This is a genomic window from Bradyrhizobium sp. Mp27, from assembly GCF_029953005.1.
GTDB lineage: Bacteria > Pseudomonadota > Alphaproteobacteria > Rhizobiales > Xanthobacteraceae > Bradyrhizobium > Bradyrhizobium barranii.
The window spans coordinates 21,497-40,119 of the sequence record NZ_JASAUS010000082.1 but is presented as its reverse complement, the minus strand read 5'-3'; the positions used below and the strand labels follow the sequence as shown (position 1 = coordinate 40,119).

Sequence of the window (18,623 nt, the reverse complement as noted above, 5' to 3'; positions counted from 1 at the left end):
CGTCAACGCATACAACGACAGAGCCGAGCCCTTCGTCTGGACCAAGAAAAAGGTCCGTCAACGCCGTTTCAAAGGCCGCCGTATCACTCAGCTCTGATTCCGGGTACTAGGACACCGGAAAGACAGCCCGGTTTCAGCCGAACCGGTTTCGGTTACGATTGAAATCTGGCCGCGCGAAGCGTTCCGCGAGGCGATGCGAGGCCGATCAGCCGCAGTTCCAGACCGCGCCGATCGGGGTCCGCGTCCAGCACGGTCCGAAGCTGCCGCCATTGTAGCGGCCGCCGCCGAAGCCGGGCCGGCCGAAATAGCGCCATTCGCCATCCCAGCCGTAATACTGCGGGACCGGGTCGATGTACCAATGGCGGCGGTCGCTGCGCGACATGCGCCGCATCGCCTCCTTCTGCTTGTAGAGCGGAATGCTGTTGCTGAGCGGCTGGCGATAGCCCGGCAGGAAGCCGTAACCATGCCAAGCCTGCTTGGGCCGTTTTTGAGATGACGCAGCAGACGCGTTGGCGGGCAGCAGCGACAGGACGACAGCAATGGATAGACACATAAGGCGCGACATGGATCGACCATAAACAGTAAGGTTCAGACAGGCCACTCAAATTCGAGTGCGAGACTATTCGCTGCCTCGATCAAATCCCTCACACGCAGCCATGCCGGCTTTCGCGGAATCGTTATGCGTTGGCTCGCGGCGATCGGGCGGCTGGACCGATTTGATGACGTGTTCCCGGCTGATCACGCCCATCCGAAACGCGGGCAGCCCGACCATCGTGCAATGATTGATCCGACCTATCAGCACTCCGTTGCTGTACTGTCTGCTTCGCTATTCATGGTGCCCTGTCGGAAGGAGCGCACATGTCCACGGCGATCTCGACGCTCGGCGGGGTAGGTCTCTTCCTGCTCGGCATGACCGTGATGACGGATGGCCTGAAGACGCTGGCCGGCTCTGCGCTACGCACGGTGCTCGGCAAGGCTGCGTCGACGCCGCTGCTTGGCTCGTTTTGGGGAGCCGTGGTCACGCTGCTGGTGCAGTCCTCCAGCGCAACGACCATGACGACGATCGGTCTCGTCAGCGCCGGCCTCTTGACCTTCCAGCAAGGGTTGAGCCTCGTCTTCGGCGCGAATATCGGCACCACCGGGACCGGCTGGCTGGTCGCGCTGATCGGCGTCCGCGTCTCGCTCACGGCCGCGGCGCTGCCGATGATCTTCGTCGGCGCGCTGACCAAGCTTCTCGGCAGGGGACGAATCTCCGGGGTCGGCGCCGCGCTCGCCGGCTTCGGACTTGTGCTGTTCGGCTTGACGACCCTGCAGCAGGGCATGGGCGGGCTGGCTGAACGATTGCACCCGGCGGACCTGCCCGCAGTTCTCGGCAGTCCCGGGGTGTCATGGTGGTCGGGCCTCTTCGGCGTGCTGGCGCTGGTCGTGATCGGATTGGTCATGACCGCGCTGATGCAATCGTCGACGGCCGCGATCGCGGTGACCCTGTCCGCCTATTTCGCGGGCGCGATCGGGTTGGACCAGGCCTGCGCCCTGATCATCGGCCAGAACATCGGAACAGCGACGAGTTCCGCCCTGGCCGCGATTGGCGCGAGCCCGACCGCGAAGCGGCTGGCCATCGCCTACGTTCTTTTCAAGCTGATTGCCGCACTCATCGCGTTGGTGGCTTTTCCCATAGTAACGCCCTTGCTGCTGCGCGCCTCTGACACGATCGACGGCGTCACGCTGCTGGCCGGCTACCACACGGCCTTCAACGTCGTCGGTGTCGCGGTCCTGCTGCCCCTGATCAACCCGTTCACGCGACTGGTCGAACGGATTCTGCCCGAGCGCGGCTCGCCGCTGGCGCGATGTCTCGATCCTTCGGCGCTTGAGACCCCGATCGTGGCGGTGGAAGCGGTACGGCGCACGATCGCGCGCGTGCTCTTGACGGTGTGCAGTTCGGTCGAGACGAAACTGGCCGGCCGCGCTGGATCGATACGTCTGGGGAAGGACGCTGTATCCGTAGAGGAGGCGGCCGATGCCGTGCGCCAGGCACAAATATTCCTGTCGGATGTAGCTGGACCGCCTGAGACCGACGACGAGCAACAGCGTCTGACGAGCACGCTGCACGCCCTCGACCACGCGTCCCGGCTGACGGACGTCGCAAGTGGAGGAAACAATTTCGCTTCGGTGGCAGGCGGACCGGAGGACATCCGCGCCGGAGAGCTATGTGCCGAAGTCATGCGAAGCGCGGCTGCGATTGCGCGCGGCGTGGCGCTGCCGCCCCGCGTCGACGGATCGCTGCACTCCGTACCCGCCTCGCGTGCCGGCGACGCCACGGCCGGTCCGCGCGCCGACCCGCCCGACGAGGCGATCGCCGAGCTCGAGCGTTGTACGACACAGCTCGCCGAAATGCTGCGCACCCATCGCATAGCGACGCTCGGTGCGGTGGCCAATGGAACCCTGACCGCCGACGCCGCCCTGCTTCGTGTCGAGGCGGTGCGAAACCTCGAAGCCCTGTCGCAGCACGCCTGGCGCTCGGCGGCTCATCTGGTGGGGCGGGGCTAGCGCGGAGATATGTTCAGACAGCAGCCTGAAGCGCGATGACCGTTCGCCCCAATCTCATCGCGATTCAGATCACGCCCTTCCTGATCAGGAGGCATCCATAGTCCCTGCTGTCGCCGACCTGCACCACACCAAAGCTCGCCGCCGCCGCGCGATGGATTTCCGGGCGCGAGAGCTTGCCGAGCATGTGACGGCATGTCCCAAAAGCATGGTCTTCGCGGGCCGAACCGGCGCGGCCGGTCATCGGCCGTTCACCAAAGCAGGTTCCAAAGCGTGATTCAGATCACGCAGCTTACCATGGTGATTGCGATCACGGACCACCGGCTCGAACGTGACCACGCTTCCTCGCAACCAATCTCGCATCGAGATGAGTGCCAGAGGAGCACGCCATGTTCCGCCTAAAGCCTTTCCTGATGACGGCCAGCCTCGTGGGAAGCCTGTTCGGCTTCGCCTGCGGCCCTGCTTCCGCGCAGGTCGCCCCGGTCCAGCCTGCCCCCATCGCGCTGCAAGGGCCGGAGCAGCGGCTCGCGCTGGTGATCGGCAATTCCAACTACAAGAACGCGCCGCAGCTCCAAAACCCCGACAATGACGCGGAGTCGATGGCGCAGTTTCTGAACTCCGCCGGCTTCGAGGTGGTCGCCGCGACCGACCTGACCCAGAACGACATGCTCCGCGTCGTTCAGGACTTTTCCGCCAAGGTCTCCGCGCGTGGTCCGAACACGGTCGCCATGGTCTACTACGCCGGTCACGGCGTGCAGCTCGCCGGCGAGAACTATCTCGTTCCCGTCGATGCCAAGGTCTCCAGCCCGACCGAGCTCGTGAGCAACTCGGTACGCCTCGTCGACGTGATGTCGACGCTGGAGACGATCCCGAGCCGCATGCGCATCGTCATCCTCGATGCCTGCCGCAACAATCCGTTCCCTGATGTCAACGACGCCGGCCGCGGCTTGGCCATCGTCGATGCGCCGAACGGCTCGATCGTCGGCTACTCGACCGCGCCGGGTGCGGAAGCACAGGACGGCACCAACGGCCACAGCCCCTACACCCAGGCCTTCCTCAACGTCGCACGCGAGCCCAACGTGCCGATCGAGCAGCTGTTCAAGCGCGTGCGCCTGGAAGTGAACCAGACCACCAGCGGCGCGCAGATCCCGTGGGAAAGCTCGTCGCTGACCTCGGACTTCACCTTCTTCGGCGACACCGCCGTTGCCGCCACCCGCGCGCCGGTGAATGCGCCTGTCGTGCAGATGGCCTCCAACCTGCCGGGCCGTTCGACGCGCCAGGCCTATGACTACGTCGTGTCCGAGGGACGTCCGGAGTACTATCAGGAGTTCATCCAGATGTACCCGCACGACCCGCTGTGCGACCACATCCGCTGGCTGCTCTCGAACCTGCTGATCACGCAGGCCTGGCACAAGGCGGTGCTCGCGAACTCCCCGCTCGGCTACAAGAGCTTCTATGACAGCTACGGCAACAGCCCCTATGCGCAAGTCGCGCTGAAGCTCCAGGTGCAGCCAAAGCTGATCCCCCTGATGCAGGCGAGCAAGTTCCTGGCGCCGCAGAACATTGCTCCGACGTTCAAGGTCAGCAATCTCGGCCAGCCCAAATACATGCCGCTGATGCAGCAGGGCAATGGCGGTGGGCAGATGAATGGCAATCTGCCGGTTGTGCAGAAGCCGGTGGACAGCAACGTCATCGGCAAGCTCGGCAATGGCGGTCAGGTCGTCAACCTGCCGGCGGGCAACAACCAGCCGAACGGCACGCCGTCGCAGACCCCGGGCAAGATCGTCACCCTGCCTGCGCCGACCAACACGACCAATACCAATGGCGGCACCGGCAAGATCGTGACGCTGCCCGCGACCAACAATACGCAGAACGGCGGCAGCAACAATAACGGTACGACCAAAGGCACGCCTGGCAAGATCGTCAGCATGCCGGTGAATGTCGGCAAGGGTGGCACGACTGTCGATACGAAGCCGGTCGTTCAGACGCAGAACAACCCGATCCGCGTCAACAACGGCGTGAAGCTCAACAACAACCCGGTGAACAAGGTGCAGGTCCAGAACAACCAGCAGAACAACCGCCCGCAATTCAATGCGACCAACCGTGTGGTCAACAACGGCGGCAACAACTTCCGGCAGTCGATGAACCAGGCGCCCTCCATGGGCGGCGGCAACAATCACCGCGGCTTCATGCGCTGATCGCCACAAGCGAAACGACAAAGGGGCAGAGCGGCGACGCTCTACCCCTTCCTCATGTTAGAAGGTCCGAAACCTAAGCAACCAGCTCGGCAAACAGATCCGCATCCACATTGCCGCCGGAGAGCACGATGACAACGTTCTTGCCGGCGACGTCGAGACGACCCGCCAGCAGCGCGGCAAGGCCCACCGCACCGCCCGGCTCGACCACGAGCTTCAGCTCGCGATAGGCGAACGCCACCGCCGCGCCGACTTCCTTGTCCGACGCAGTCACGCCGCGCGCCAAGAGCTTGCTGTTGATCGCAAAGGTCATCTCGCCGGGGATCAGGGCCATCAGCGCATCGCAGATGGTGCGGCCCGCGGGCCCGTGCGGCTCACGGTGGCCTGCGGTCAGCGAAATGCCGTGATCGTCGAACGCCTCGGGCTCGGCCACCACGATCTCGGCGAGCGGATAGCGCGCCTTCACGGCTGTGGCGACGCCCGCGATCAGGCCGCCGCCGGAGGCCGGTGCCACCACGATGTCGGGACTGAGGCCGAGCGCAGCCATGTCCTCCGCGATCTCACGACCTGCGGTGCCCTGCCCCGCGATCACGAACGGATCGTCATAGGGCCTGACCAGCGTCGCGCCGCGCTTCTCGGCGATGCCGCGCGAGATCGCCTCGCGGTCGTCGCGGTCGCGATCGTACAGCACGACCTCGGCGCCGTAGGATTTGGTGCGCTCGCGCTTCGACAGCGGCGCATCCGCGGGCATCACGATGGTCGCGTGCATGTCGAGGATCTTGGCAGCCGCCGCCACGCCCTGGGCGTGGTTGCCGGACGAGAACGCGACGACACCGCCGGCGCGCTTGTCCTGCGGGATCGACGCGACCTTGTTGAAGGCGCCGCGGAACTTGAAGGAGCCGGTGCGCTGGAGCATCTCCGGCTTCAGGAAGACCTTTGCGCCGACGCGCTCGTTGAGCACGGGAAAGGACAACAGCGGGGTGCGGATGGCGAAGGGCGCGATCACGCGTGCTGCTGCATCGATATCGGCAGGGCCGATCGGGAGGAGCTGTTCGGTCATGCCTAATGTTATCGCGCCGGACGAGGCGCGGGGCAAGATGGACCTTGGTTTTCAGGCTACGAAACTAACCTGCTCCGCCCCATTCCTGCCTGGAAGCACCGCGCCAACCGCCTTGATGCTGTCCACAAACGCCCTCGCCGAGGCCTCCCAGGTGTAATTGGCGGCGAATTCGACGCAGTCCTGCCGGGACACGTCGAGCGCCGCGAAGCAGGCGTTGCGCAGATCGTGATCGAGGGCGCCGACCGGTGCATCGCCGATCACGTCGCGGGGGCCCTTCACCGGGAAGGCCGCGACCGGCAGGCCGCTGGCGAGCGCTTCCAGCAGGACCAGGCCGAACGTGTCGGTCTTGCTGGGGAACACGAACACGTCGGCGGCCGCATAGATTGCCGCCAGCGCCTCGCCGTGCTTCTCGCCCAGGAAGATCGCATCCGGATAGGCTTCTTCCAGCGCGACCCGCGCCGGGCCGTCGCCGACGATCACCTTGGTGCCGGGCAGATCGAGATCGAGAAACGCCTCGAGGTTCTTCTCCACCGCGATCCGGCCGACCGAGAGAAACACCGGCGCCGGCAGGCAGAGGTCGATCCCACGGGGATGGAACAGGCTAGTGTCGACGCCGCGCGGCCACAGCACGACGTTGTCAAAGCCGCGCTCGCCAAGCTCGCGGGCGAGCGCCGGCGTTGCCGCCATCACGGCACGGCTGGGCGCGTGAAATCGGCGCAGCGCCCGCCAGATCAGGGATTCCGGAACCGGCACGCGGGCGCGGACATATTCGGGAAAGCGGGTGTGGAAGCTGGACGTGAACGGCAGCTTGCGCTGGCGGCAGTAGCGGCGGACCATCAGGCCGATCGGCCCCTCCGTTGCAATGTGGATGCTGTCGGGGCACGCCTCTTCGATCAGCTTCGCGATCCGCGCCGGGCGCGGCATGGCGAGCCGCACGTCGCGGTAGCTCGGCATCGCAAAGGTGCGGAACGATTGCGGCGTCAGGAACGTGAACTCGACACCGAGCCCCTCGGCGGCGTCTGCGAGCTTGGTCAGCGTCCGAACCACACCATTGACTTGCGGGTGCCAGGCGTCGGTCGCGACCAGGATGCGCATCAAGCGGCCCTTGCTGCGACCTGCGGGACCTGTGCCGGCTTCCGCGCCTGATCCGCCCAGGTGATGATCTCGAAATGACCATCGTCATGCTCGACCAGCGCCGTGCAGCTCTCGACCCAGTCGCCGCAATTCATGTAGCGGATGCCGCCCTCGTCGCGGATCACGGCATAGTGGATGTGGCCGCAGATCACGCCGTCGGCGTCGTGACGCCGCGCCTCGGCGGCGAGCGCCTGCTCGAACGCGCCGATATAGTTGACGGCGTTCTTGACCTTCTGCTTGGCCCATTGCGACAGTGACCAATACGGCACTTTGAACATGCGCCGGAAGAAGTTGACGAAGCGATTCATTTGGATCGCGAAGTCATAGGCCTTGTCGCCGAGATGGGCGAGCCAGCGCGCGTTCTGCACCACGAGGTCGAAGATGTCGCCGTGGATGACGAGATAGCGCTTGCCGTCCACGCCGGTGTGGACGGTGTTCTCGACCACGTCGATGCCGCCGAAATGCGTGCCGTAATAGTTGCGCAGGAACTCGTCGTGATTGCCGGGAATGTAGATGACCTTGGCGCCCTTGCGCGCCTTGCGGAGCAGCTTCTGGACCAGGTCGTTATGCGATTGCGGCCAGTGCCAGCTCGATTTCAGCGCCCAGCCGTCGACGATGTCTCCGACGAGATAGATCGTGTCGGCATCGTGGTATCGCAGGAAGTCGAGCAGCAGGTCGGCTTGAGAACCGCGGGCTCCGAGATGAACGTCGGAGATGAACAACGTGCGAAAGCGCCTTTCAGGGCTCTCGTCACTCACATCGTAACTTCCCATGCGACAGCCTGTAACAATATCCCGTGACAGGGGGATGACCAATGAACCTTTGAGGCACCCTCGGATACGAATCAAACCTCGCCTCGCCCGTCCCGCGAATATCAGTCGCATGCGACAATCAGGCGACATGACGCCGCAACGGCCTCCGCAAGACCCCCGAACCGATGGCTGATCAGGTTAACGGCAGCGGTCCCGCGCGCCGCTGGCGGCCCGGATCAGTAAAATTTGTGGAAATGATGGACCGGCCCGTGGCCGTGGCCGACGCTGAAGCGGTCGGCGGCCGCGATCGCTGCGCTGATCCAGGCCTTGGCGTTCCGCACGGCGCGCTCGAGATCCTCGCCCCTGGCAAGCCCCGCCGCGACGGCCGAGGACAGCGAGCACCCCGTGCCGTGGGTGTTGCGGGTGGCGACGCGCGGCGCCGCAAGCGCGATCGTGTTCTCGGCCTCGACGAGATAGTCGATGCTTTCGGCGCCCTTGCCGTGCCCGCCCTTGATCAGGACCGCGCGGCAGCCCAGCGCCAGCAGCCGGCGTCCCTGGCTCTCGATCTCGGCCTCGCGTGTCGCGACGGGCTCGTCGAGCAGAGCCGCGGCCTCGGGCAGATTAGGCGTGATCACCGACGCCAGCGGCATCAGTTTCTTGCGCAGGGCTTCCACCGCCTCCGCGGCGAGCAGGCGATCGCCGGAGGTTGCGACCATCACGGGATCGAGCACGATATGCTCGGGCTTCCAGCGCGACAGCGCCGCTGCGATCGCATCGATGCTGGCGGCCTGCGCCACCATGCCGATCTTCACCGCGCCGACCTCGAGATCGGAAAACACGGCATCGATCTGCGCGGTGACGAAGTCGGCGGGCACCGCGTGGATGCCGGTGACGCCGCGCGTGTTCTGCGCGGTCAGGGCCGTGATCGCGGAGGCGCCATAGACGCCGAGCGCGGCAAAGGTCTTCAGGTCGGCCTGGATGCCGGCGCCGCCGCTCGAATCGGAGCCGGCGATGGTGAGCGCCACGGGCGTCGTCATGGGGCGATTTTCCGCTTCCTCGGGACCATGGTCCGTCCTAGCGCGCATGCCGGGGGGCGGCAAGTTCGCTTGCGCCCGAGGGCAGCAAGTTTGCTTGCTAAATCCGGCCGGTTTTGGCCTATTAGAGCGTTTTCGAGCGAAGTGGATACCGGTTCGCGTGAAGAAAACGCGTCAAAACTAGAATCTAGAGCCCCGTTCCGATTTCATCGGAGCGGAAATGGCTCTAGCCGCCAGATATGCCTTCGGAGTGACTGCAATGGTTCCTTTTTTCGTCCAGATCAAATGCAAGCTCGGCCAGTCCTACACGGTCGCCAACGCGCTTGCCGAAGCCGAGATCGCCTCCGAGATCTACTCCACGGCCGGCCATTACGATTTGCTGGTGAAGTTCTACGTCGACAAGGACACCGACATCGGCCACTTCATCAACGAGAAGGTGCAGGTGCTGCCGGGCATCCAGGACACCCTCACCATCATCACCTTCAAGGCGTTTGGCGCAAGCTAGGGTTTGCACTCACAGCGGGCCGGATGGGAAGTCCGCTTCCGAGACAGCGCAGCGGACCAATTGTGCTCAAAGTGAGTTCTTCGGATTTTAGCCATCGCACACATCATCCAGCGCTCGACACCCTCTCGCGCTGGCAAGGCTCAACGCGCTTCATCGATGACGACCGCGTCGAACTCCACAACAATACGGTCGAACGATTAATCCGCGGCATCGACCCGCTTGCCTATCTCAACGACGTCCTGACGAGAATCGTCAACGAACATCCAAGTCGCGACATCGACCAGCTACTGCCCTGGGCCTATCGCGAGCAATCCCTCAAAGCCGCGGCCTGAGAACGACGCTTCGCGAACAGGCCGTCGCGCCAATGTCCGGTCAAAAAACGGATAGTCTCCAAGTGGTTGGGGCCTTTGCATCGTAGCCCACGCGCTTAGGTCCGCGGAGGAACAATTCGGCGGCCCGATCGCTTGCACCTATGCCGCGCGCAAAGTGTGAAATATTTCATTGAACATACAACCCTGGAATGCTCTTTTCGCACGGATCGTGAGCGCCGGGGGCCGGCAATGCCCAAAGGACCGCTTGTTTCGATAGCAGTGGCTGTCTGGGTGCTTTGCACAGGCGGCTTAGCTTGGGCGGTTCGCCCAGCAGCGATAGACCCCGCTGCCATCCTCCGTAACCAAGTCGACAAGATTGGTCCGGGTTCAGTTGTCTTTAATCCTCCGACGGAAATGACGGTCGGCTATCAGGAGCCAATAACCGTCCGGCCGCACCAACGTCATGGCGTGGCTCAAACTGAACAGATCGAGGTTGGCAGCTTCATGCGGGCTCGCCTATTCGGTGAAGGATTCACGGCAACAACGAGTAGCGATGACGCGCAAGCCGCGTGGCTTTATGCTGAGCTTCCAGCGAAGTCGGGCGACCAGACCGGTGCACCGCGCGACAAAATGTATCTCTTCGTTTCGCGAGTTCTGGGCAGCACGGAGGAGGTCTGGCAGGCAATCTTCGCATCCGATCGCCTAACTTATCGGCCACCCCGTCTCGTCCTGTACACAAGCGCCACCTACGCGGCCTGCGGATTAGCCGAGAAAATCATGGGACCATTCTATTGTCCTGATGATCAGAAAGTCTACCTCGACCTTTCGTTCTTCCAAGAGATGCAGACTGACCTTCACGCCTGCGATTCGAGCGGCGCCGACTGTCAACTTCCTCAGGCCTATGTGATAGCCCACGAAATCGGACACCACGTTCAGAACTTGCTGGGAATTATGCCAAAAGTGCGCGAGCTTCAAGGGAGCATGGAAACGGAGGCGGAGAGAAACCGGTTACAAGTTCTTCTCGAGTTGCAGGCCGATTGTCTCGCCGGCATTTGGGCGCGTAAAATTAAAGAGAAAGCGAAGATCAACGCGAGCGACATAGCAGCGGCAATTCGCACGACAGAAGCACTAGGCAATGACACCCTGCAGAAAAGTGCCTTGGGGTACGTAGTGCCTGACTCGTTCACTCATGGCAGCGCTGCGCAGCGCCATCATTGGTTCGATGTCGGTTACGCAACCGGATTGGTGAAGAGCTGCAACACCTTTGCTGGAGCGCGGCAATGAGGCCCGGCCTTCCCAACTCTCAACAGCCGATGTCCGACGACGACTGCATACTACCGAGCGGGGCCGCTGGGGAGCCCCCACTGGACGAAGAGAAACTCCGCGATGAACGCCTGCTCGGTCTCTTGCATTTTCATTTTGAGGGGAGTGCCGTGCCCCAGCATTGGTTGAAATACTTGGCTGTTTGGTCAATTGCTTTCGCAACGAGCTTCGGGAGCAGCTACGCGCAACCGATCGTCGCCGAGCGAGACGTCCTTCAAATTTGCGAAGCGTTTTCGCGGAAGGCCCCAGAGCGAATGCCGGCAATTGTCCAGCCGGAAGCTGCCAAAAATTTCGTTGGGAGATACGTTCGCTTTTCGGACCGGCTACGAGGCTGCCTATCGGCATCGGAGCGCGAGCGTGAACCAAATAGCGTGACTTTTTTGATTCAGAACACACAGTATGAGAGTTACTGGAAGTTCCTCACTGACTCCAACTCAGTTCAATGGATTTCTATCGAGAGGTTTAGGCCCGTCACGCTGGCAGATGATGAGCCATGGCGCGCGCCTTTTGATGTGATAGCAGCCCCGATCAGGCCGACGATTAAACCCGGCGGCACCAAAATAGACCCGGATATCCAAGGCGGCGCGAATCAGAAAGGGAATCAAAGTACAGCGAGCGGGGCCAAGGATACGGACAAATCCGTAGAAAGCGCAGCGCAAGACTCCAGAATCGACACACGTATCGTTGAGTTTTTCTATGCAACGAACCGCAAACAGTCGGACACTCCCCCCGATGTCGAAGGCCATCCCCAGCCCGCATTCACAAGCGATGGACCTCCTGTCTACAGCTTAAACGGCTGGACTGCTGTCAGCGGCTACACAGGCGAGCGCAACCCTGATCTGAGTGTCGGGATCGTTCGCCTCCGAGTGCCTGAAGGACACCACATCGGAAACATAGAATTGCCCTCGAGCCTTAAGCTCTTCGGATTTAGGTTGAGAAGAGACACACTTGACCCGACGAAGCATTTTACTATTCGCAGCATCGAGAAAACAGACGAAGCGAAATGGATAAAAACGCTAGCGTCAACGAAGAAGAAAAAGGCTCTCGTGTTTGTCCATGGTTTCAATACCAAATTCCGCGACGCCGTCTTCCGGGCAGCGCAGATAACTTGGGATCTTCAGTTCAGAGGCACCACAATCTTATTCTCATGGCCGTCTCGCGGGGATATCGCGGACTATCTCTATGACAAAGAAAGCGCGTTGGCTTCGCGCACGGCCTTTCTTCGCGTGATCGACGATCTTTACAAGGCCGGATATGACAACATCGATGTGATAGCTCACAGTATGGGGAACTTGATCGCAGTTGAGGCCCTATCAAATAGCGCCGCGACACGATCACCCACGGCTATCGCGCAGTTGATTATGGTCGCCCCCGATGTCGACCGAGACATGTTTGTTCAAGACATTTCCGGCGTTGCAAAGGTCACTAAGGGGCTTACACTTTACGCATCCAAGAACGACAAGGCCTTGCAGCTATCGAAGCGTATTGCCGGAGGTATCCCGCGCGCAGGAGATGTACCTGATGCCGGGCCAGTTGTTTTGCCTGGACTTTGGACGATTGATGTCAGTCTAATTGGAGATGAACTGTTCGGACTAAATCATAACACGTTCGCCACAACACGAAATGTGCTTAACGATCTTGCGATACTACTTATGGAAGGCAAGCCTCCACCACGGCTAGTTGAAATCCGGGGCTTCCCTGAGCCTCCCCAAAAAGCCGCGTACTTCCGCTACATACCCTAGACTAGGGCGCGTTTTCATAAATCGCGACGCGTAGATCAGTCCCCTTCGATGTCCGCTATGGCTCGGCAGCGGCGCAAAGGTGGATTCACTTATGGTCCGAGTTAGGGCCATTTAGCTGACATCGGTCCGAACCGCGGCCGAGCCCGTTAGCGGCCATGAGCACTCGCTTGCTATCGTTGCAGGATGTCTCCCAAAATTCCGACAGCTACTGACGCGCGGCCGACAGCGGTGACGAATGGTGGTGCGCGATCATCCATCGACCGTCGCGCTTCACAAGCACGAAAGTAAAGCGTGATGGCCGGGGTGTATCGTTCTCTGCAGCTCGAGCAAAATTGTAAAATCCGATTCCCAAGACGGATGTCTCGCTGAGGACGAGCGTTCGTATCTCGACAATCGAGTTCTTGCGACCGCTTCCCGGCAATTCCTGAAAATATTTCCGTATCCCCTCTGTTCCTTCGGAAATTGCCGGGCTTGTCGTTCCAAGCAAAACCGCGTCGGGGGCGTATAGACCTACGAGCGCGTCGCGGTCGTTTGCACTATACGTCGCTGACCATTGATCGATCACAGCGTTGGCCTCTTCTGCAGGCCCCGCAAACGCAACCGTTCCAGAAGCGCCAAACAAGAAACAAAACGCCAGCGCCAGAAATTTCATCATAGCCTCCAGGTTTCATCGAGTTCTGTAACATACTTGAACAACGTTCGCCTTGCACCACAGGTATGGAAGGTCAGTAGCGGTCGTAAACCGTTGCCCTGTCCGACGACAGCTTTGGGTCGTCAGATTCGGAAGTGCGTTGGCGTTTGAAATTGGTCAGCCTGTTCTCCAATAGCGGACATGAATACGGCACTCGGCGGCTGCGGCCTAATGGGGCGATATTTATCGCCTTAGGAATACACGCCCTAGCTGGCTTCCTTGCGTTTCGGCCGCGGCGGCCCGTCCACCGGCGGCAGCGATTTGATGTAATCCGCCATCGCCGCGAGATCCTCGTCCGGCAATTGCGAGGTGTTCTTGATCACGCGCGTCATCGCGCCGCCGACACTGTCGCCGTCGGGCAATTCGCCGGTCTTGAGGAAATAGGCAATATCCTTCGCGCTCCACTCGCCGAGGCGCTTCTGTGTGATGTTGGGCACCCAGCCCTCGCCTTCCGGATTGGGTCCACCGGCAAAGCGTTCTCCGGAGATGATGCCGCCAAGCGCGTTGCGCGGGCTGTGGCATTCGGCGCAATGGCCGAAACTGTTGACGAGATAGGCGCCGCGATTCCATTGCGGCGACTTCGTGCCGTCGGCGACGAAGGGCTTTCCGTCCATAAACAGGAATTTCCAGATGCCGATGTTGCGCCGGATGTCGAACGGAAAGCGCACGTCGTGGTCACGCACCTTGCCTGCAACGGGCGGCAACGTTTTCAGATAGGCGAAGAGGTCGAGCACGTCCTCGCGCCTGGCGTGCTGATAGGACGTGTAGGGAAACGCCGGGAAATAATGCTGTCCGTCCGGCGAGACCCCGTGCATGACCGCGTTGACGAAATCGGCGTCGGTCCATTTGCCGATGCCGTAGGTCGGATCGGAGGAGATGTTCGGCGCGTAGAACGTTCCGAACGGCGACTTGATCGCGACGCCGCCGCCGAGCCTGGTGCGATCGGGCTGGTCGGGGACGGCATGGCAGGACGCGCATCCGCCGGCGTTGAACATCACCTCGCCATTGGCGAGATTGGGGACATGGGCAGGCGCGGCGGCGGCACCGGCCGCCACCACCGGCGCGCTGAGCCACCAATAGACGCCCGCAGCAGCGACCGCGGCAAGCAGCGCCACGACAATTGTTCGTTGCAACATGCAGATCCATTCATTGCTTGCCGCGAACTTATGACCGATGTCCACGCGGCTCCAGCCACGAAGAATTTAGCCCGCCCCGGCCGGATTCGGGAATAAACTGAAACGGCCAATGTTGGAAGGTTGGCAGGGCCAACGAGGCCTCAGGGAGAATGTCATGAACAAGACCGTCATCGCCATGGTCGCGCTGGGCGCCGCAGCTTTTGCAGCCCCCGCCGGCGCCGAAAAGCTGAAAGCAACGCTCGACGGCAAGTCCGAGGTGCCCGCGACCACCACCAGCGGCACCGGAACCGCCGATCTGGACTATGATGCCGCCAGCAAGAAGCTGTCCTGGAAGGTCACCTATTCCGGTCTGTCCGGCCCGGCAACGGCCGCCCACTTCCACGGGCCGGCCGAGGCCGGCAAGAACGCCGGCGTCGCGGTCGCGATTCCGAATGCAACCTCCAGCCCGGTCGAGGGCTCGGCGACGCTGACCGATGCGCAGGCCGCCGATCTGCTCGCCGGCAAGCTCTACGTCAACATCCACACCGCGGCCAATCCGGGCGGCGAGATCCGCGGCCAGGTGACGAAGTAACCTCAAGGCTGCTTCGTACGCGAAGGCCGGGCGCCGGAGGGAGCGTCCGGCCTTTTCGATTCCGCACGCCGCGAGGTGGCCGCGCACGCTCATTCCGGCATGCCGGCAACCCGGAGCGCTTGCGTCAGCTTTTCGACATCGTCCCGTCGGCGGTATCGCCGTGTGTACGCATCGATACGCTTATTGGGACATAGTTGCATCGCACGGTCGCAAATCCGCCGGGCTTCCCCAACCCGGTCTGACGCCGCATGGCATGCCGCCAGAATGAATTGCGCAGGCGGAAAGATCGGTATCAGCCTGATGGCGGCTGCCGCGCAAGCCAAGGCGTCATCATGACGGTCTGCAAGAAAATGAGCATAAGCCAAGCCCGTCTGGGCGTTGGCGCCCCCATGCGGATGAAGCGGGTTCAAACGCAATGCGATGTTGAATTGCTCGATTGCGGCGTCACCACGACCAAGCCAGAGTTGGCTCCAACCGTTCCAATGTCGTGCGATGACGAGGTTTGGGTCCAGCTTTATCGCGCGCACGAGAAGAGCATCGCCTTCCTCGACCTCGCCTGCCACCTGGGAGAGCGCGTGTCCGGCCATCGCAAGCACCGACGGATCATTCGGGTCAAGCTCGACCGCCCGCCTCGCCAGCCGCGCTGCTTCACTGTGTTCATGGGCTTCATCAGTGATCCAGTCGAAAACATTCCTCAGGACATAGCAACGGGCGCCGAGCGCGTATGCACGCGCGAATTCGGGATCGATCTCGCGGGCAGTTTTTGCGAGCTCGATAGCCTCGATGCTTGCTTCCTCGGTGAATTTGAAGAAGGAGGCAAATGCCCGAAGATAATAGTCGTAAGCCTGAAGGTTGTCGGTCGGCTGGCGTTGGGCGCGCTCGATTTCGGCGCGCTCCAGTCGCGGGGAGATTGCGCCGATGACGCTGCTCGTCAGCCGATCCTGCAGGTCGAAAAGATCTTCGATCTCACTGTCAAACCGGTCCGTCCAGAGATTCAGGCCGGTCGCCGCGTCGATCAACTGACCGGCGATTCGGACTCGATTGCCGGCCTTGCGCACACTGCCTTCGAGCACGTAGCGAACGCCCAGCTCCTGACCGATCTGTTTGACGTCGATCGCCCTGCCCTTGTAGGCCAGAGTCGAATGTCGCGCGATGATGAAAAGAGACTTCGAACGCGACAGTCCCGAAATGATGTCCTCGACCATACCGTCGGCAAAATCGTCCTGCTCCGGATCCGGGCACAGGTTGGCGAATGGAAGGACCGCGATCGAGGGTTTGTCGGGGAGCGAGAGCGCAGGTTTCGGCGTCTCGGCTCCGCCGTCGGCGGCCGCTGCGCCCTCGGCGGCAAGCGTTTCCCGGACCTGACCCACGAAGCGGAAGCCTCTGCGTGGCAGTGTTCTTATCAGCCGCTGCTCTTCGCCAGAATCCCCGATCGCGCATCGCGCACTGTTGAGGCGGGTCGTCAGCGCAGCATCGGACACGCAGCGCCCCTGCCAAATGGCATCGATGAGTTCATCCTTGCCTACGACGCGCTCCCGATTGCAGATCAGGTAATCGAGGAGATCGAACACCAGTGGCGTAACTGAGATCCGATCCGCTCCGCGATGCAGCTCTCGCCGACCGGCGTCGAATGCATACTCCTCAAAGAGATAGCGCACGGTGCGAATCCCTTGGGTGAGCCCTCCGGGGCGACCGGGGTGGGCTTTTGGGCCCGCTGGACGTCGCAAGAATAAGCTGCCGGTAGGAAAAATGTAAGCTGTCGGTCAAGCACGCGCGTCGGTCTTCGGGCACCTTCTCGGGGTGAAAAACACCCTCCGAAGGCACCGCAATGACCCTGATCCAAGGTACAATGTGGCCGGAACGGGCGTCCATATCGTCCCGGCATGTCCGCAGCCTGATCCGGAAGTACTGGGATGTCTTTCAGGCACGTCGCGATCGCCAGAGATTGCGCGGCACGTTGTCCGGCTTGAGTGACCGGGAGTTGATGGACATCGGCACGACGCGCGGCGAGATCGACTACGTTGCCTCCAGCCACGATATCGACCCGCGAGACATCGTGAGCCATTCGCGCGGAGCGTAAGTCGGGAGCCATTCGACCTGCCAGGAGATACCAGCCTGACCAACGGCTTGGCACCTTGGCTCGCGCGAGCGGCGGCATGGCCGACCTCATTGCGTTGCTTGGGTTCGGCAATGTCCGGGCTACGCCTTCAAGCCGCGTTCAGCGCCTGCGCGAGATCGGCGATCAGGTCCGTCGGGTTTTCGATGCCGATCGACAGCCGGATCGTGGAATCGAGCACGCCGATTTTCATGCGGATGTCGGCGGGAACACCGGAATGGGTCATGGTTGCAGGCAGGCTCGCAAGCGACTCCGTTCCGCCAAGACTCACCGCCAGCTTGAGGATTTGCAGCGCGTTGAGAAATTTCACCGCCGCTTCCTTGCCGCCGACGATGTCGAACGAGAAGGTGGAGCCCGCCCCCAGGCATTGCCGCGCGAACACCATTCCGGCCGGCGAAGCCTTCTCGAGATGGCCGAGGTAGTGAACCTTGGCCACCTTGGGGTGATCGCGCAAATAGTCCGCCACGAGGCGCGCGTTGCTGTCCGCCTTCTCCATGCGCAGGCTTAGCGTCTCGAGCGAGCGGTTGATCATCCAGCAGGAATGCGGATCGAGCTGGGTGCCGATCGCGCCGCGGAGCGCTTTGATGCCCTTCACGATCGCCTTCGCGCCGAGCGCAGCACCCGCGATCAGGTCCGAATGACCGCCGACATATTTCGTGAGCGAGTACAGGGAAATGTCCGCACCATGCTCGATCGGCCGCTGAAACACCGGACCGAGCAGCGTATTGTCGCAGGCGATGATTGGAATGTGCCCCTGGGTCTTTCCGATAGCTTCGGCGACACGGCGCATCATCGCGACGTCGACCAGCCCGTTGGTCGGGTTGGCCGGAGTTTCGATCAGAATCATCGAGACCCGGCCCTTGCGCATGGCCTCCTCCGAGGCCTGGCTGACCGCCGCTTCATCAACGCCATCGGCGAAGCCGACGGCGCCGATCGACAGGCGCGCAAGCGTGTTCGTCAGCAGGGTTTCCGTCCCGCCATAGAGCGGCTGGGAGTGCAGGATGACATCGCCGGGGCGGACGAACGCCAGGATCGTGGTTGCGATGGCCGCCATGCCGGATGAGAACAGCGCGCAGCTCTCGGTGCGCTCGTAGATCGCGAGCCTGTCCTCGACGATTTCGCTGTTTGGGTGATTGAAGCGCGAATAGACCAGCCCCGCGCCCATCCCTTCCGGTGGCTCGCGCCGGCCGGCGACGAAATCGAAGAAGTCCTGCCCGTCATCGGCCGTCTTGAACACGAAGGTGGAGGTCAGGAACACCGGGGGCTTGATGGCGCCTTCCGACAATTGCGGATCATAGCCATAGGTCAGCATCAGCGTTTCAGGATGCAGCATATGGTTGCCGATGTGCGTCTTCGACGGGAACGGTTTGACCATGGCCTGTCTCGCTGTTTGGATTCAGATTCTCGCCGCGCATTGGAACTCTGCGATCGAAGCACAGGTCTCGGATGCGCCTGCATCCAACAGCTCTCGTCAACGTCGCAGCGGCTGCGGTTGAAGATAAGCTCGTA

General features: G+C 62.0%; 17 protein-coding genes and 1 pseudogene. 8 read left to right on the top strand and 10 right to left on the bottom strand.

Translation table 11 applies throughout. The annotated features are described in order from the left end of the window. Nucleotides 1-205 precede the first annotated feature (205 nt). Nucleotides 206-565 (bottom strand): hypothetical protein, encoded by a 360-nt coding sequence (locus QJT78_RS31745; RefSeq protein WP_028153334.1) that lies wholly within the window; start codon nt 563-565, stop codon nt 206-208. 293 nt (nt 566-858) lie between these two features. Here QJT78_RS31745 and QJT78_RS31740 point away from each other — a divergent pair, with 293 nt between their 5' ends. Then, nucleotides 859-2,547 carry a Na/Pi symporter gene (locus tag QJT78_RS31740; protein WP_028153335.1) on the top strand — a complete coding sequence of 563 codons (1,689 nt, stop codon included), beginning with the start codon at nt 859-861 and terminating at the stop codon, nt 2,545-2,547. Between the two features lie 64 nt (nt 2,548-2,611). Here the strand turns inward: QJT78_RS31740 and QJT78_RS31735 are convergent, their stop codons facing one another. After that, the gene (locus QJT78_RS31735) at nt 2,612-2,788 is read right to left on the bottom strand and encodes a hypothetical protein (protein WP_240537808.1); all 177 of its coding nucleotides are present in this window, start codon (nt 2,786-2,788) and stop codon (nt 2,612-2,614) included. A gap of 145 nt (nt 2,789-2,933) precedes the next feature. Between QJT78_RS31735 and QJT78_RS31730 the strand changes: the two genes are divergently transcribed. Continuing rightward, nucleotides 2,934-4,742: a caspase family protein gene (locus tag QJT78_RS31730; RefSeq protein WP_028153336.1), complete on the top strand. Its 1,809-nt coding sequence runs from the start codon at nt 2,934-2,936 to the stop codon at nt 4,740-4,742. 73 nt (nt 4,743-4,815) lie between these two features. Here QJT78_RS31730 and QJT78_RS31725 read toward each other — a convergent pair whose 3' ends face one another. The 4 genes from QJT78_RS31725 to thiD all read right to left on the bottom strand — a co-directional run bounded on the left by QJT78_RS31725 (nt 4,816) and on the right by thiD (nt 8,722). Next, complete coding sequence (locus QJT78_RS31725; RefSeq protein WP_028153337.1) at nt 4,816-5,799, bottom strand: threonine/serine dehydratase; 984 nt, start codon at nt 5,797-5,799, stop codon at nt 4,816-4,818. Nucleotides 5,800-5,850: 51 nt separating this feature from the next. After that, entirely contained in the window at nt 5,851-6,894 is a 1,044-nt protein-coding gene (locus QJT78_RS31720; RefSeq protein ID WP_028153338.1) for a glycosyltransferase family 1 protein, read from the bottom strand. Beyond that, nucleotides 6,894-7,706, bottom strand: coding sequence for a UDP-2,3-diacylglucosamine diphosphatase (locus tag QJT78_RS31715; protein WP_028153339.1), 813 nt, complete (start codon nt 7,704-7,706; stop codon nt 6,894-6,896). The genes QJT78_RS31720 and QJT78_RS31715 overlap by 1 nt, the downstream gene beginning before the upstream one ends. 215 nt (nt 7,707-7,921) lie before the next feature. After that, the gene (thiD, locus tag QJT78_RS31710; RefSeq protein WP_028153340.1) at nt 7,922-8,722 is read right to left on the bottom strand and encodes a bifunctional hydroxymethylpyrimidine kinase/phosphomethylpyrimidine kinase; all 801 of its coding nucleotides are present in this window, start codon (nt 8,720-8,722) and stop codon (nt 7,922-7,924) included. Between the two features lie 256 nt (nt 8,723-8,978). On the opposite strand from thiD, the gene QJT78_RS31705 reads away from it, so the two are divergent. The 4 genes and pseudogenes from QJT78_RS31705 (at nt 8,979) to QJT78_RS31690 (ending at nt 12,600) form a co-directional block, all read left to right on the top strand. Further along, on the top strand, nt 8,979-9,224 hold the full coding sequence (locus QJT78_RS31705) for an Lrp/AsnC family transcriptional regulator (protein ID WP_014493934.1): 246 nt from the start codon (nt 8,979-8,981) through the stop codon (nt 9,222-9,224). A 122-nt stretch (nt 9,225-9,346) separates the two neighbouring features. Beyond that, nucleotides 9,347-9,556: pseudogene (locus tag QJT78_RS31700) on the top strand (transposase domain-containing protein); the annotation flags it as partial. Between the two features lie 228 nt (nt 9,557-9,784). Further along, nucleotides 9,785-10,819, top strand: coding sequence for a neutral zinc metallopeptidase (locus QJT78_RS31695; RefSeq protein ID WP_244433211.1), 1,035 nt, complete (start codon nt 9,785-9,787; stop codon nt 10,817-10,819). After that, nucleotides 10,816-12,600 (top strand): alpha/beta fold hydrolase, encoded by a 1,785-nt coding sequence (locus tag QJT78_RS31690; protein WP_049807878.1) that lies wholly within the window; start codon nt 10,816-10,818, stop codon nt 12,598-12,600. Before QJT78_RS31695 ends, QJT78_RS31690 begins: the two co-directional genes overlap by 4 nt. A gap of 205 nt (nt 12,601-12,805) precedes the next feature. Here QJT78_RS31690 and QJT78_RS31685 read toward each other — a convergent pair whose 3' ends face one another. Both QJT78_RS31685 and QJT78_RS31680 read right to left on the bottom strand, forming a co-directional pair. Continuing rightward, the gene (locus tag QJT78_RS31685; RefSeq protein ID WP_028154275.1) at nt 12,806-13,255 is read right to left on the bottom strand and encodes an SgcJ/EcaC family oxidoreductase; all 450 of its coding nucleotides are present in this window, start codon (nt 13,253-13,255) and stop codon (nt 12,806-12,808) included. A gap of 242 nt (nt 13,256-13,497) precedes the next feature. Further along, a complete protein-coding gene (locus QJT78_RS31680; protein WP_038944560.1) occupies nt 13,498-14,427 on the bottom strand; it encodes a cytochrome c in 930 nt (309 codons plus the stop codon). Between the two features lie 154 nt (nt 14,428-14,581). Here QJT78_RS31680 and QJT78_RS31675 point away from each other — a divergent pair, with 154 nt between their 5' ends. Then, a complete protein-coding gene (locus QJT78_RS31675; RefSeq protein ID WP_014493929.1) occupies nt 14,582-14,998 on the top strand; it encodes a CHRD domain-containing protein in 417 nt (138 codons plus the stop codon). 89 nt (nt 14,999-15,087) lie between these two features. On the opposite strand, the gene QJT78_RS31670 is transcribed toward QJT78_RS31675, so the two are convergent. Next, the gene (locus QJT78_RS31670; protein ID WP_281460402.1) at nt 15,088-16,656 is read right to left on the bottom strand and encodes a winged helix-turn-helix domain-containing protein; all 1,569 of its coding nucleotides are present in this window, start codon (nt 16,654-16,656) and stop codon (nt 15,088-15,090) included. Nucleotides 16,657-16,826: 170 nt separating this feature from the next. Between QJT78_RS31670 and QJT78_RS31665 the strand changes: the two genes are divergently transcribed. Beyond that, nucleotides 16,827-17,078, top strand: a complete 252-nt coding sequence (locus tag QJT78_RS31665; RefSeq protein WP_038944562.1) for a DUF1127 domain-containing protein — start codon at nt 16,827-16,829, stop codon at nt 17,076-17,078. A 127-nt stretch (nt 17,079-17,205) separates the two neighbouring features. On the opposite strand, the gene QJT78_RS31660 is transcribed toward QJT78_RS31665, so the two are convergent. Then, nucleotides 17,206-18,489, bottom strand: a complete 1,284-nt coding sequence (locus tag QJT78_RS31660) for a cystathionine gamma-synthase family protein (RefSeq protein WP_028153045.1) — start codon at nt 18,487-18,489, stop codon at nt 17,206-17,208. Between the last annotated feature and the right edge of the window lie 134 nt (nt 18,490-18,623).

Coding starts and splice junctions, on each gene's coding strand:
- QJT78_RS31745 (WP_028153334.1), bottom strand. CDS start 565: ATGTCGCGCCTTATGTGTCTATCCATTGCTGTCGTCCTGTCGCTGCTG.
- QJT78_RS31740 (WP_028153335.1), top strand. CDS start 859: ATGTCCACGGCGATCTCGACGCTCGGCGGGGTAGGTCTCTTCCTGCTC.
- QJT78_RS31735 (WP_240537808.1), bottom strand. CDS start 2,788: ATGACCGGCCGCGCCGGTTCGGCCCGCGAAGACCATGCTTTTGGGACA.
- QJT78_RS31730 (WP_028153336.1), top strand. CDS start 2,934: ATGTTCCGCCTAAAGCCTTTCCTGATGACGGCCAGCCTCGTGGGAAGC.
- QJT78_RS31725 (WP_028153337.1), bottom strand. CDS start 5,799: ATGACCGAACAGCTCCTCCCGATCGGCCCTGCCGATATCGATGCAGCA.
- QJT78_RS31720 (WP_028153338.1), bottom strand. CDS start 6,894: ATGCGCATCCTGGTCGCGACCGACGCCTGGCACCCGCAAGTCAATGGT.
- QJT78_RS31715 (WP_028153339.1), bottom strand. CDS start 7,706: ATGGGAAGTTACGATGTGAGTGACGAGAGCCCTGAAAGGCGCTTTCGC.
- thiD (WP_028153340.1), bottom strand. CDS start 8,722: ATGACGACGCCCGTGGCGCTCACCATCGCCGGCTCCGATTCGAGCGGC.
- QJT78_RS31705 (WP_014493934.1), top strand. CDS start 8,979: ATGGTTCCTTTTTTCGTCCAGATCAAATGCAAGCTCGGCCAGTCCTAC.
- QJT78_RS31695 (WP_244433211.1), top strand. CDS start 9,785: ATGCCCAAAGGACCGCTTGTTTCGATAGCAGTGGCTGTCTGGGTGCTT.
- QJT78_RS31690 (WP_049807878.1), top strand. CDS start 10,816: ATGAGGCCCGGCCTTCCCAACTCTCAACAGCCGATGTCCGACGACGAC.
- QJT78_RS31685 (WP_028154275.1), bottom strand. CDS start 13,255: ATGATGAAATTTCTGGCGCTGGCGTTTTGTTTCTTGTTTGGCGCTTCT.
- QJT78_RS31680 (WP_038944560.1), bottom strand. CDS start 14,427: ATGTTGCAACGAACAATTGTCGTGGCGCTGCTTGCCGCGGTCGCTGCT.
- QJT78_RS31675 (WP_014493929.1), top strand. CDS start 14,582: ATGAACAAGACCGTCATCGCCATGGTCGCGCTGGGCGCCGCAGCTTTT.
- QJT78_RS31665 (WP_038944562.1), top strand. CDS start 16,827: ATGACCCTGATCCAAGGTACAATGTGGCCGGAACGGGCGTCCATATCG.
- QJT78_RS31660 (WP_028153045.1), bottom strand. CDS start 18,489: ATGGTCAAACCGTTCCCGTCGAAGACGCACATCGGCAACCATATGCTG.